The organism is Legionella bozemanae (assembly GCF_001648595.1).
GTDB lineage: Bacteria > Pseudomonadota > Gammaproteobacteria > Legionellales > Legionellaceae > Legionella > Legionella bozemanae.
In genome coordinates this window covers 89,829-104,643 of the sequence record NZ_LBAW01000011.1, presented here as the reverse complement: position 1 = coordinate 104,643, position 14,815 = coordinate 89,829, and the positions used below count along the sequence as shown (strand labels likewise).

Sequence of the window (14,815 nt, the reverse complement as noted above, 5' to 3'; positions counted from 1 at the left end):
GTAGCCTGGGTGCAGGTGGGCCGTAATCCGGGTTTTGCTTCGCTTCATCCAGGCTACTAATATTTCATTACAACGTGCTCATCCCCTAAAAGATTCATCAAGAGCCCAAGTAGTTCATCACTCGGCATTACGTGCCATTGTTGCGCCAGACTCAACTGTGCCCTAGCATAATCATTACGGTATGAAAGTTGCACAGCGCAACGCCCAACATGGGCTTTTAATAACGCCTGAATAGAACCTAAAATCCCCTGATTTCCGGAGTGTAAACGTAACTCCAAACATCGAGCAAATTTAGTTCGAGCTGCTGGTACATCATAGAGATGATTCGCGGTCATTTTCACTCTGTCATTATAATCATCATGAGCCACTTCACCTTCAATAACCAACATATCTCCAGTTGTCAAACCCGGGGCAGAGGATTCAAAAAGTTCACCAAAAACAACAACATCCAGTCGTCCAGTAGAATCATCCATGCCAAGAATTACCAACTTCTTACCTCGTTTCGTCAAGATTTTGCGGATTCCAACGATTTGCGCGCAAATAATGGCTTTTTTATGCATGGATGGGTTTAATTGACTGATTGAAACGATAAAGTCACCAAACTCACGCCGATATTGATCTGCAGGATGCCCGGTTAGATAAAAACCTAAAACTTCTCGTTCACCTTCCAGACGCTGTGCTTCGGACCAAGGTTTGCATTGCACGTAGTCTTGCTTATTCGTATCGTCTTCTAATAATGAAAATAAATCAAATTGGCCACTGGATTGATTTTGATGCTCTTTTTCTGCCACTTTTAGAGCTTTTTCCAAAGACGCAGTCAATATTGCTCGCTCCACATTCCAATCATCAAAAGCACCGCTTTTAATTAGTGCTTCTAATACGCGTCGATTTACCTTACGCAAATCCAGACGTTGGCAGAAACTAAATAAGTCCGTATATTTTCCTCCTGCTTCACGCTCTTCAGTAATGCAATCAATAGCAGACTCTCCCACCCCTTTTATAGCCCCAAGGCCATAAATAATAGTGGCATCATCAACTACAGTAAAAGGATACATCGAGTGATTGATTGATGAGGGTAAAACCTTCAATTTCATATGAGCACATTCATCAATAAAGGTAACTACCTTATCCGTATTATCCATATCTGATGACATGACCGCAGCCATAAATGCCGCCGGATAATGTGCCTTAAGCCAAGCAGTTTGGTAAGCGACTAATGCATATGCAGCCGAATGCGATTTATTAAAACCATAACCTGCAAATTTTTCCATCAAGTCAAAAATATGGGTTGCAACTTTTTCATCAACTCCGCGAGCAGTCGCCCCTTGGGTAAAAATTTCTCGTTGTTTGGCCATTTCTTCAGGCTTTTTCTTTCCCATCGCACGACGTAACAAATCGGCAGCACCCAAAGTATAATTTGCCAATACCTGCGCAATTTGCATCACTTGCTCTTGATATAAGATAACACCATAAGTTGGTTTTAAAATGGGCTCCAAATCCGGATGGGGATAATCAACTGCAGCACGTCCATGCTTACGATCAATAAAATCATCCACCATTCCAGATTGCAAAGGACCTGGTCTGAATAAAGCTACTAAAGCGATAATGTCTTCAAAACAATCAGGCTGTAAACGGCTGATTAACTCCTTCATGCCTCGAGATTCCAGTTGAAACACTGCTGTTGTTTTACATGCCTTTAATAAATCAAAAGTCGCGGCATCATCTGTTGGAATTTGACTGATATCCACCGCGGGCAAACCCCCGGCAGCTCTTTTTTTATTTACCGTAGTCAACGCCCAATCGATAATCGTCAGGGTACGTAATCCCAAAAAGTCAAACTTGACCAAACCTGCCGCTTCGACATCATCTTTATCAAACTGGCTTACAATTTGGGTAGATCCCTCTTCACAATAAATTGCAGTAAAATCTGTAAGCTGGGATGGCGCAATAACTACTCCTCCAGCATGTTTCCCCGCATTACGGGTAATCCCTTCGAGTTTTAATGCTAAATCAATGAGTTCTTTTACTTCTTCTTCTTCTTCATAACGACGCTTTAGTTCTTCTTCCTGTTCTAAAGCCTTACTTAATGTAATACCTATCTCAAAAGGGATTAATTTTGCCAGCTTATCAACGAAGCCATAAGGGTGGCCTAATACACGTCCAACATCGCGTACCACAGCTTTTGCAGCCATGGTACCAAAGGTAATAATTTGTGAAACACTTTGCCTGCCATATTTCTCGGCCACATAATCAATGACCCGATCACGACCCTCCATACAAAAATCGATATCAAAATCAGGCATGGATACCCGTTCTGGGTTCAAGAAACGCTCAAAAAGTAATTCATACTCTAAAGGATCCAAATCGGTAATTTTTAATGCGTAAGCAACTAATGATCCAGCTCCTGAACCGCGTCCTGGACCAACTGGTACACCATTTTTTTTTGCCCACTGGATGAAATCAGCAACAATTAGAAAGTAACCGGCAAAGCCCATGTTATTAATTACATTTAATTCAACCTGCAAACGTTTGTCATACTCTTCTCGAGATGCTTGCAGCTCTTCGGGCGATTTGTTTTTAAATATTTGCAGTAAACGCTCTTCTAAACCGACTTGTGATAAATGGGATAAATATTCTTCAACAGTGGATCCATCCGGTATGGGAAAGTTAGGTAAATAGTTATTTCCTAAATCCAGTTTTACCGTGCATCGTTTACTGATTTCAACTGTATTTTCTATTGCAGATGGCAAATCAGAAAATAAAGCAATCATTTCATCAGCCGATCGCAAGTACTGTTGTGCACTATACTTTTGCACTCTTCTGGGATCAGCTAATGTGTATCCTTCATGAATGCAAACACGCGCTTCATGGGCCTCAAAATCTTCTTGATCAAGAAAACGCACATCATTGGTTGCTACTAATGGCAATTTCAGTTCATCGGCTAAAGCAATCAACTTTTCATTGTAGCGGGTTTCATCGGGCCGCCCTGTCCGCTGAATTTCTAAATAAAAACGATTGGGGAAAAGTGTTTGCCAATGCATTGCCCGACTTTTAGCTAAAACATCATTATTGGCTAATAAAGCTTGTCCAATATCACCGAATTTTCCGCCAGACAATGCGATAAGCCCTGCTGAGTACTCTTGAATCCATTGGTATTGTACTCTGGGTTGTCCTTGATATTGCCCTTCCTGATATGCTTTGGAAACAAGACACGTTAAATTTTTATACCCCTGAGAATTAAGACATAAAAGAACCATAGAAGAAACTCGTTCGGGCTGCTCAGGATCATGGCAAGGTAAATCACTTCCAATAATAGGCTTGATTCCCATATCAACAGCATTTTTATAATGCTTCACCGCTGCAAACAAATTGCAATAATCGGTCACTGCAACAGCACACATCCCTCGGGATGGTAAAACCTTCATTAAAGGCTTGACACGAGTCAAGCCATCAACTAAAGAAAACTCCGTGTGGACACGTAAATGAACAAAACGTTGTTGCATAAAGAAATTAACTCACTAAGCTTAATTGATGAACTTTAACCTAAATCAAAGGTTTTGCATACCGGCATCATCACGATAAACCAAGAACCTAAACACATTTTTTGTACTTTTTATATCACCCTTATGATTGATGGGGATCAAAAGCGTCTCGGACCGCATCTGCAAATAAGTTAATTGCTAAAACCAGCAAAAACATAAAAACAAATGCAGCCAATATAGGCCACCAAATCACAGGATTACGTGCCAACTCAAAACGTGCACTATTAATCATATTTCCCCAGCTAATGGTCATGGGCGAAACCCCTACTCCCACGTATGAAAGCAATGCCTCTGCCATAACCAAAAAACTAAAATCCAAAACCAGGGTGATTACTACAATATGCATCACGTTAGGCAATAAGTGTTTGCGAATAATAGTAAACCAATTCGATCCCAAGGCACGCGCCGCTTGAACGTAATCTACTTCACGCAGCTTCAAAGTCTCAGCTCGTAAAAGCCGACATAAGCTGGTCCAACTTGTTACTCCGAGGATGAAACAAAGTGCCAATAAACGTGCATCCGCACTTTGAGCCAAAGTAGTAAACTGCTCAGGATGATTGGCTATATAAACTTGCAAAGACAAAACTGAAGCAGTAATTAATAAAACTCCAGGTATGGAGCTTAAAGTAGTATAGGCATACTGAATCAAATCATCCGCCAAACCACCAAAATATCCTGCCACTACCCCCAAAAACAAAGCCAAAGGTAACATAAATAAAGTAGTTAAAAGACCAATGACTAAGCCAGTGCGTATGCTCTTAATTGTAAAATAAAAAATATCTTGTCCAATTTGTCCCGTCCCCAACACATGAAACGTTCTTGAAAGCTCATATCCAAGCACCACAAAAAATGTAAGAACACTTACGGTAATTAAGGTGCTTAAACTCGTCGCACTTAAAGCAAAAAAAGGTCTTACCTGTCTGCAAAACCGAACACAAATCAGAACTATTCCTATAAAAAATGCCACGGATATACTGCATTTCAATGCATGCCAAAACGTACTTTTTATGATCTCATTTTTTTCTGCTTCAGTTTTTACCCATTTACCAGGATAAATCAATAACGGAAAAGATTGTTCAACAACACCATTCACCAATGATGTTTCACTAATAAACTGCCTTAACGCCAATGGTGCCGAATAGGTTTTTTCTAAAATTTTATCTATAGGAGCCAAAATTTTATCCAACACAGTAGCTGCAGTTTCTGTTTCTTTATTTACCGATGCAATATGAATCGAATCCAAAACACCAACAGTAATAAAAAACAACAGTATGATGCCTGCGCTTACAGCAATGGGTCTGTGCAATATTATGGAGAAAGAACGCCTTATATGATACTTGCGTAAGCTCAGTAAAATAACTATCCCACTTAAACCTAATAAGGTGAGAAAGCATTTATCAGTCCATAAAAACTCAATCATCATTTTTTCTTATTATTCCATCAACGTAGCTTGAGTGCAGCGCGAGGGAACCCGGGAATCCAATATTACAAGCTCTAGGTTTCGCTGCGCTCTGCACCCATGCTAGATTTTCTACATTGCTAAGATAACCTCACCCGGGGATCGACCAACATATAAGAGATATCCGTTAATACCAATCCCACAATATAAAGAATTGAACCCAAGAACACCATAGCCCTCACAATAGCAAAATCCTGCTGTTGAATTGCATCAATTGTATAGCTGCCTAAGCCTGGCACCCCAAAAAAAGATTCTAATATCAAACTGCCCATAAATAAGGAAGGAATAATCACTACAATTCCGGTTAATATAGGAAGCATTGCATTTTTCAATACGTGTTTGAACATCACTCTTTGTTCCGATAGCCCTTTAGCTCTGGCCGTTTTAACGTAATCTTTATGCATTTCCTCCAGGAATAAAGTGCGATACCAACGGCTCCCCGCCCCCAAGCCACTAAGTACTGCCACAGTAATCGGCAGAATAACGAATTTTAACGCGTCAAAGCCACTGTCATAACCTGAAATAGGTACTAGACGTAATAATTTACCAAAAAGATATTGGCCACCAATAATATAAAATAAGCTGGAAATCGACATTAAAATAATACAAATCACCACACCAGTTAAATCAAGATAAGTTCCTCGAAAAAAAGCCATTGCCATAGCGACAATAATGTTAGCAATAACATCCAACAATAAAACGGGTAACGCAATAGAAAGACTTGGCCACATTCTGTAGGTAATGTCTTCGCTAATATCTCGTCCAGAATCAGACACACCAAAATTAAAAGTAAAGAGCTTCATTGATTTTTGAAAAAACAAAGTCGATTGTATTTTTTCTATTCCAGTTTTTTGGTCGTTATAAAATAAGGGTAAATTATAACCATGTGCCTCTTTCCAATCATCGATCACTTGTTGTTCTACATGTTTCTGTCCTAAATGCATGCGTGCAATATCGTCTGGTGTATTCACCATAAAAAATAAAATAAAAGTAATAAGATTAATTCCAAAAAGAATGGGTATCGAATATGTAACTCGACGCAGTAAATACTTGATCATGGGATAAACGTCCTTTCTGCCGGTTTTCTTTCTTTCTTGTGATAGGCAATAACCAAAGGAAGAATGAGAATTAGAATAAGCAAAAACAATAAACCCAATGGCCAAAAAACTGGTTGATTCCAAGCGAATCTCAATCTGTTTCGTTCGGGCACATTGATTTCGATGTACTTTAAAGTCGAAGAAAACATTGTATTTGGTTTAATGCGAGAGACCCAACTCTGAGATAAAATAAATTCTTCAGGATGTATTCCCCAAATCCATGGTGCATCACTACGAACAATAGAGATCATCTCATCAATAATCTGCTGCCTTTGTGTATCATTTTGTCTATTTTTCATTAAATTAAAAAGACGATCAAATTCAGGATTTTGATAATTGGCAGCATTTTCACCACTAAATTTTACCTTGCCATTGGCTCCATACAGCTGAAACAAAAAATTTTCAGGATCCGGATAATCTGCCACCCAACCCCAACTAAATATTTGCGTATCACCTGTACGCATTTTTTCTTGAAAACGATTATACAAAGTTGCCCGCACATTCAAATCAATGCCTATTTGAGCAAATTGTTTACGCATCCAATCAAATAAGGATTTGTCCTGAGGACCACCTGATGTCGTGACATCATAATTTAAAATTAAGTGATTTCCAGTAGCCGGATCAATTCCATCAGGGTATCCTGCTTCAGCCATTAGTTGTTTGGCATCACTAATGGGACGACGCACAGCTTCATCATTTTTCCATTCATATACATAAGGATTAATTCCCTCTTTACCTTCTTTATAACCAAAAATACCAGGTGGAATCGGTCCTTGAGCGGCAATACCTCGACCATTATGAAAAATGGCTATGTTTTCATCATAATTTACCGCAATTGAAATTGCTCTTCTTAACTTGCGCGCGCGTTCGCTAGTTCCACCAACTACTTTATCAAGCATGTTAAATCCCATATAGTAAGTAGTAGGTTGTAATTCCACAGTGAGGTACATGTGTTTTTTTTGCATCTCTGGTGTTAGTTCAGCCTTGCCATATCGATTCGTATGGATTGCCTGATCAAAACTGTCCGCACCAATTACCGAGCTATCATAATAACCTTGCAAAAATTTATTCCAACGAGGAATAGATTCTTTTTCCAGAGTAAAAATTGCCTTTTCGATAAAGGGTATTCGCTTACCTGCATTATTCAAATATCCTAATTTCTTATCCTCATCAGAACCGATACTTGGATAATATTCTTCGCGAAAATTAGGATTTTTTTGGAGCACCATATTTCTATTGGGATTATTTTTAACCAACATAAAAGGTCCTGTGCCTACAGGAAACCAACTCAAAGTGATGTTATTGTCCAACATTCCTGGTTGAGAATAAAAGTAATCAGTTTCCCAGGGAACTGGCGAAAAAAAACTCATAGCCAACCAAAATAAAAACTGGATGTATTTTCCCTTTAAAGTAATTTCAAAAGAATAATCATCCAGTTTTTTTAGTCCTTTTAAAGGATACTTACGCAGATCAATATATTTATTACCTTTAGGAAGTGTTTTTCCATATTCTGCAAAACCGACGATATAGTCACTCATTAAACCATAAATTGGTGAGCTCAATGCAGGATTAGCCAATCGCTTTATTTGATAAATGTAATCATCAACTATCAGCTCTCGCGTGCCTGTATGCTTAAAATCCGATAATTGGTTAATATCTTCTTCATCTAAATAATCTGATGTGACATGATGATAAAAATATGAACCTTCTGCATCCTTAGCAAAAGCTGGGTGAGGCTGATAATAAACTCCTTTTTTAATGTTTATAGTATAAACACTGTAAGCAGGCGCTTCCTGGCTGTTTTCAGGCAATAAATTACCTTGGGCATCAAGATATCTTAACTGGGGCATTTGCGAGGCGATTAAAGGAGCTAATTGATACGGCCTTTTCAAATAATCATACTGCAGCAAAGGCTCATATATTTGAGCAATAAAAAGAGACTCATTCGACGAATAAGAAAGTGCCGGGTCCAGAGTTTTAGGCTGTTCAGAAAATGATGAGTAATAAATATTTTTTTTTGCTTGTGATTGGGGATATGGATTATTTAAAATCCAAGGCCATGCATAAGCAAAGCAGCTAAAATTTTTAAAAAACAGAGCTACCAGAACTATTCGTTGTATACGATTCAAAAAAAATCCTTATCTAATTAATAGGGTCTTTTTCCATTCGCTCGCTTGAGTCAAAATGGCCTGATTTTCGAGCACCGAAATTCAGCATATACGGAACATGTGGGTATCGGAGCGCAGAAAATCAGCACAGTTTGGCCAAGATCGTAGAAATGAAAACAGACCTTTCATAATACTTTAAGAAACTGTTCTTCATCCAAAACTGGTACACCCAGATCATTTGCTTTATCCAGTTTGGATCCCGCTTCACTTCCAGCAATGACATAATCTGTTTTTGCTGAGACGCTACCAGTCACCTTAGCCCCTACAGCCAATAATTTTGCTTTGGCCTCTTCACGTCCCATAGTACTTAAAGTTCCAGTTAAAACCACTGTTTTGCCAAATAAAGAATGCTCTTTATTGACTTTCTTTTTCTCAACTTTTGGCCAATGGACGCCAAGGGCTAATAAACGTTCAATGATTTGACGATTATGTTCCTGTGCAAAAAAATGCACCACATTAAAAGCCCCTACCGGTCCCATATCTTGCAAGCTCATCAACTCTTCTTCTGTTGCTTTGGAAATAGCATCAATATCTCCGAAATGTTCGGCCAACATTCGGGCGCTGGATTCACCAATTTCACGAATTCCCAGCGCATACAGAAAACGAGTAAATGTTGTATTTTTACTTTGCTCTAAAGCGTGCAATAAATTTTTTGCTGATTTCTCTCCCATACGTGGAAGATTAGCCAAAGTAGTGAAATTAAGCGTATAAAGATCGGGTAAATGGCGCACAATCCCTTCGTTGACGAGCAGCTCAATAAGTCCCGCTCCCAATCCTTCAATATGCATCGCTTTACGTGAAGCAAAATGCCACATCATTCTTTTTAATTGAGCCTTGCAAAATAAACCACCTACACAACGCGCAACTGCCTCCCCTTCCTCACGCACTACATCAGAACCGCAAACAGGACATTTATTAGGTAAACGAATTGCTTTGGTATTTGCGGGACGCCGCTCAAGAACGACGGAAACTACTTCTGGAATAACATCGCCCGCACGACGAATAATAACCATATCACCAATACGAATATCCTTTCTGGTAATTTCATCCATGTTATGCAAAGTCGCATTGCTTACAGTAACTCCTGCAACATTGACCGGCGCCAAACGAGCTACCGGAGTTAAAGCTCCAGTTCTTCCTACCTGAAAATCAACGGCTAACAGCTCCGTTATCTCTTCGGTAGCAGGAAATTTATGGGCACAGGCAAATCGGGGAGCTCGTGAAATAAAACCAAGTTGTTGTTGTAAAGGAATACTGTCTACTTTATAAACAACCCCATCGATCTCAAAAGGAAGTTGATTACGCTTGGCTAACATCTCATGGTAATAATTCAGGCAACCTTTAATACCCACCTCCTGTTTGGTATCTAAAGAAACCCTAAAGCCAAATTCTTTGAGTAATTGTAATTGCTCCCAATGGCTAAAAGGTAAACTATATCCCTCGCAAGCCCCTATACCATAGCAATAAATAGCCAAAGGCCTGCTTGCTGTTACTGCAGGATTCAACTGCCTTAAGCTTCCTGCTGCAGCATTACGGGGATTGGCAAAAACTTTTTCCCCAGACTCTTTAGCCTTTTTATTGTACTCTTCAAAACCTGTTTTGGGCATGTAGACCTCACCACGGACTTCAATAAAACGTGGCGGTTTTGGCACTCTTAAAACTAAAGGAATTGCAGGGATTGTTTTAATATTGGCAGTAATGTTTTCACCTGTAGTTCCATCACCACGTGTTGCTGCAGAAATCAATACGCCATTTTCGTAGCTAAGATTTACCGCAAGCCCATCCAATTTAGGTTCACAGGTAAAAACCAATTGCTGAACTGGTTCATCCAGTTTTTCGGTAACACGCTTAATAAATGCTTGGAGCTCTTCCTCAGTAAACACGTTCGATAAGGACAACATGGGTTGCCGATGGGTTACTGGCATAAAGGCATCTGCAGGAGTACCACCCACACGTTGGGTAGGTGAGTCTGCTGTCAATAATTCCGGATATTTAGCTTCCAAATCCTGTAATGCACGAAAACACCGATCGTATTCCACATCAGGAACTAGTGGCTCATCCAGAACATAATAGTGATAATCATATTGCCTTATTTTATCTTTCAGCTCAGCAATTTGTTCCTTTATTTCATCAATACTCATTCATTTCCATCCATAATCTAAAACATAAGAAGCCATTGCCTTTGAAAAATTCGTAGCCTGGGTAAAGGCTATGCCTTTACCCAGGCTACAATGCACCAGGCTACGAATTCATAACTTTATAGGTGAAAAGCAATTATCCTAAAACATTAGTTTATCATTAAAAAATATGCTATAGATACATATCGATTCAACATGAACCGAGGCGTGATAAAAATGGATTTTAAACGTATCTTAATAACAGGTTTTTTACTTGTATCTTCCACATTAATGTATGCATTTCCCCAGTCTGATGGACACAGAAATTTAGGCATTGCATTTGTTCATGGGACAAATGATCATCGAGAGGATGCCGAGGGCGGCTATTGGAAAACAGATTTTATTCAGGATATTGCTCAAGGACTTCCGAATCCTGAAAATTATTATGTAGTTCATTGTGATTACAGCAAATACATGTGGGATGAAGATGCTGCAGGATGTACTGCAAATCAGCTGTTGGATTTTATAGATCGTAAAAAAATTAACGCTTTGATTCTTTACACTCATTCCAATGGCGCCAACGTAATGCGCTGGATCCTTTCGAATCCAACTTATGATAATCGATATATGCGATTAAAAAGCAAAATCAAACAAGTCGTTGCTTTAGCTCCTTCAAGTGGAGGTACCCCTCTTGCTGATATGCTTTTCAATGGAGGTATTTTCGAAGCCAGCCTGAGCTGGTTGTTAGGTTATACGGGAGATGCCGTTAAACAGCAACGTGTTGGTGACATGTATATTTACAACGAAGAGCTCTTGTTTGGCACTAAGAATCGCCCTTCCTTGCCAGTACCTTTTAATGCAGTCATAGGGACTGATGTTATCGCCTCGCCTCTCTCTTCAGCCAGTTACTGTAATGGTTATTTACTCAATAGCGGCTTGAGGATTGCTAAAATCTATCTGGACTATTGTGCCGATGGTTTTTTAAATTGTACGTCCCAAGCCGCTGCAGGTACAATTTGGTTTTATGACAAGGAACAAACCGATGATAAGACAACACTTAGCCATAATCAAAGTCGTCATTCATGTTTTGGACTGGATAAGATACTAATTTCTATCCTGGATTCAGAAGGAGCTGTAAAATGAGAACCACGCTTACCTTTTTGTCTTTATTTTGTTGCGCGCAAGTCAATGCATTCACCTTACCACAAAATCCAGTCAAATCTTATGATTGTGATATTTGCAATTCTTTATCTCATGAAAGCATGCAAGATCGCTGGAAAATTGGCGAGTTTCCTTTAAATAAAACAGAAAGCAACATTCAAAAAAGTTACAGTTATAATCAGCAAGTAACTGCGGCCCAATTACAGCAAGGGATTAACTTAGCGATTCATACACCAGAAGCAGTAGTACGCATTATCCCTTTACAAAAAAATAAATCCATTCCTGCATTGGAGTTAAAAAGTGCTAAGTCTAACAAATTCATAAGCTTAAAAGATGCCTCATCATTGTACAGTCAGGATGAGGCAATTGATGAATCGCTAAGGATAGGTTCGCACCAGATTATGCTGCAAATCAAACCGGAATTAGGTATGAATAATTTCATAATCAAAAGCAAATCCACAGACTCCTCAAATGCCGATTCATATCTCATTCATGTGTTTGAAAAATACTCTTTAATTTATTTGCAAATTGAACCTTCGGCATTGCAGTATCAATACGGTGATCAATTTAATGCCCTTATTACCCTAAAAGATAATATAACTTCTTATCCTGCAGATGATGTGAATGCCTCATTGGTAGGTCCTGATAATCAAACAATTCCTCTGAAAATAAAAGAAATAAAACGCAACCAATTCCAAGCCAACGCACTTTTATCTTCTGCTGACAACACTCATGGAGGCAATTGGTATATCGAGGTGGATGTATTATGCGCGCTTGGTGAAAATAGCCCCATACATCGTAGTGGACGGGCTGCTTTTTCCTATTCAATACCTTCTGCAAGCCTAATCAGCATCAAAAAGATCTCCTCTAATCCTCTAACGTTTGCCGCCACTGTAGAGGTTGCGACTGCAAGTCGGTATGCATTACAAAGCATCTTATATACAAAAAATTCCAAAGGCGCGGATCTTCCCATTGAAACAGTTCAAAGTGCGCAATGGCTCGAGCCCGGAAAACAAATAATTAAATTTAGCTTTGACAATTCGGCCCGTTTGACAGAGGATCAACTTTCCGTGGGTTATTTGCACCTTACTGATTATGGGCAATTAAAAACGGTATATCAATACGATCCGCCAATTAAACTCAGTCAACTTTTGGACTAATGAATGCAATTTTTATCTTCAATCACGTTACTTGAGGGCATAGCATATGCGTTAGCCCTCCAATTTATGCTCCTAATTTGGCTTTTGATAAAACAAAGCCAGCAAAAAAAATGGAGCAGGCAGTTTAATGAAAAAGTTCTGGAGGCATTTACCACACAATTGCATCAAGTGCGCCTGGATGTAAGTGAGAAAATTGCTCAAGGACAATTGATGACGCAACAACTGATTCATGATACCGTCCAAAAGCAAATGACCGATGTTAGGGAGCAAATGAGTCATAGCTTCAGGCAACATGCCAGTTCATTGACCTCTCATTTACAGTTGCTTACTGAAGAAATTCGCAATCATCTCCACAGCTTAACCCAACAAGTCAATCATAAATTAACCGAAGGTTTTGAAAAAACGTCTTCAACTTTTATTGACGTGGTAAAACGGTTAACAATCATTGATGAAGCACAAAAGAAAATTACCGAGCTTTCCAATCATGTTGTTAGCTTGCAAGATGTATTAGTCGATAAAAAAGCACGCGGGGCTTTTGGTGAAGTACAATTGGCGACACTCATCAGCAATATGATTCCACCCAATCATTTTGCAATGCAACATACACTCAGTAATCAAAAGCGTGCTGATTGCATTTTGTTCTTACCTGAACCTACGGGTAATGTAGTTATTGATGCCAAGTTTCCTCTGGAAACTTATCAGCGACTTATCAGCACTGATGCAAGTTCGGTTGAGAAGAAATCGTTACAGCAACAATTTCGTCAAGACATTCAAAAACATATTAAAGACATTGCTGAAAAATACATCATACCTAATGAAACCACTGATGGTGCTATGATGTTCATTCCCGCGGAATCCATCTTTGCAGAAATTCATGCGAATTATCCAGATTTAATTTCGCTTTCCCAAAGATTAAAAGTATGGCTTGTGTCCCCAAGTACTTTAATGGCTGTTCTTACTACTGCTAAAGCAGTGCTTAAAGATGATGCCACTCGCAAACAAATTCACATTATCCAAAAACACCTGCAAGCTCTTGCCGATGATTTTCAACGCTTTGAAAAAAGAATGGATAAACTTTCTAAGCACATCAATTTGGCTCATCAAGATGTCAGTGAAGTAAACACATCCGCTAAAAAAATTACGTCGCGTTTTCAAAAAATTGAGTCCGTGGATATCGAGTTAGATGAGCTTGAACTCATTGAAACTGATACATCATTAAATGAAACCTAAGTTGTAGCCTAATGTGTAGCCTGGGGTGAAGTGTAGCGGAACCGGGTTTCTGGACAAGAATAAAATTGTTTCATCCCGGGTTATGGCTTCGCCTTTGCCCAGGCTTCAAAGTGATTTTAAATTAGAGAAAAAGTATATGATACATCCTTTTAATGACCATACTTATCTTAATCAAACATTCACGCAATTAACCATTGAAAAAATACGAATCGAGCAGATTAATTTTGAAAGTTGCCGATTTAAACAATGTAAATTTAGTGACATTATTTTCAAGAATACAAAATTCACTGATTGCGATTTTGAAGACTGCGATCTGGCTTTGGCAAAATTTCCAGGTTGTAAATTTTCAGAAGTCTCATTTAAAAATTCAAAAATCATAGGAATAAATTGGACTGAATTGAGTTGGCCCTTAGTTAAGCTTACAAGTCCTCTCTATTTTTACAACAGCAACTTAAGCCACTCCAGTTTTTATGGACTAGAGCTTTCTGGTTTGATCATTGAAGAATGCAAAGCTCATGATGTTGATTTCAGAGAAGCAAATTTAAGTCATGCAAGTTTTGTAGGCTCTGATCTACTAAATAGTCTATTTCTCCATACAAACTTAAATGCTGCAGATTTTACAAACGCCGTTAACTATGCAATTGATCTCAATGAAAATAAAATCAAACACGCACGTTTTTCCTTTCCGGATGTCATCGCTTTATTAAATCATTTCGATATTAAAATTAATGAATAAGTAGCCTGGGTGTAGCGAAGCGAAACCCGGGATAAGATTTTATTTTGTCTAGATCCCAGTTCCGCTTCATTACACACCCAAGCTACAATTTTAAATATGTGCCTTTATATGCCTTTTTTATAAAACTTATCATCCAATTAAAAAA

General features: G+C 38.8%; 9 protein-coding genes. 4 read left to right on the top strand and 5 right to left on the bottom strand.

Annotated elements, in window-relative coordinates:
* Positions 1-56 precede the first annotated feature (56 nt).
* The 5 genes from dnaE to ligA all read right to left on the bottom strand — a co-directional run bounded on the left by dnaE (position 57) and on the right by ligA (position 10,407).
* Positions 57-3,503, bottom strand: a complete 3,447-nt coding sequence (dnaE, locus tag A8O27_RS10010) for a DNA polymerase III subunit alpha (protein ID WP_058458115.1) — start codon at positions 3,501-3,503, stop codon at positions 57-59.
* A gap of 121 nt (positions 3,504-3,624) precedes the next feature.
* Positions 3,625-4,965 carry an ABC transporter permease gene (locus A8O27_RS10005; RefSeq protein ID WP_058458116.1) on the bottom strand — a complete coding sequence of 447 codons (1,341 nt, stop codon included), beginning with the start codon at positions 4,963-4,965 and terminating at the stop codon, positions 3,625-3,627.
* Positions 4,966-5,081: 116 nt separating this feature from the next.
* Positions 5,082-6,059 (bottom strand): ABC transporter permease, encoded by a 978-nt coding sequence (locus tag A8O27_RS10000; RefSeq protein WP_058458117.1) that lies wholly within the window; start codon positions 6,057-6,059, stop codon positions 5,082-5,084.
* A complete protein-coding gene (locus tag A8O27_RS09995) occupies positions 6,056-8,227 on the bottom strand; it encodes an ABC transporter substrate-binding protein (protein ID WP_058458118.1) in 2,172 nt (723 codons plus the stop codon). The genes A8O27_RS10000 and A8O27_RS09995 overlap by 4 nt, the downstream gene beginning before the upstream one ends.
* Before the next feature lie 164 nt (positions 8,228-8,391).
* The gene (gene ligA, locus A8O27_RS09990) at positions 8,392-10,407 is read right to left on the bottom strand and encodes an NAD-dependent DNA ligase LigA (RefSeq protein ID WP_058458119.1); all 2,016 of its coding nucleotides are present in this window, start codon (positions 10,405-10,407) and stop codon (positions 8,392-8,394) included.
* A gap of 213 nt (positions 10,408-10,620) precedes the next feature.
* Here ligA and A8O27_RS09985 point away from each other — a divergent pair, with 213 nt between their 5' ends.
* The 4 genes from A8O27_RS09985 to A8O27_RS09970 all read left to right on the top strand — a co-directional run bounded on the left by A8O27_RS09985 (position 10,621) and on the right by A8O27_RS09970 (position 14,670).
* Positions 10,621-11,526 carry a hypothetical protein gene (locus A8O27_RS09985; protein WP_058458120.1) on the top strand — a complete coding sequence of 302 codons (906 nt, stop codon included), beginning with the start codon at positions 10,621-10,623 and terminating at the stop codon, positions 11,524-11,526.
* Complete coding sequence (locus tag A8O27_RS09980) at positions 11,523-12,704, top strand: DUF4785 domain-containing protein (protein ID WP_058458121.1); 1,182 nt, start codon at positions 11,523-11,525, stop codon at positions 12,702-12,704. The genes A8O27_RS09985 and A8O27_RS09980 overlap by 4 nt, the downstream gene beginning before the upstream one ends.
* 3 nt (positions 12,705-12,707) lie before the next feature.
* Positions 12,708-13,934 (top strand): DNA recombination protein RmuC, encoded by a 1,227-nt coding sequence (locus tag A8O27_RS09975; RefSeq protein ID WP_058458122.1) that lies wholly within the window; start codon positions 12,708-12,710, stop codon positions 13,932-13,934.
* A gap of 82 nt (positions 13,935-14,016) precedes the next feature.
* The gene (locus tag A8O27_RS09970; RefSeq protein ID WP_420812516.1) at positions 14,017-14,670 is read left to right on the top strand and encodes a pentapeptide repeat-containing protein; all 654 of its coding nucleotides are present in this window, start codon (positions 14,017-14,019) and stop codon (positions 14,668-14,670) included.
* Positions 14,671-14,815 lie beyond the last annotated feature (145 nt).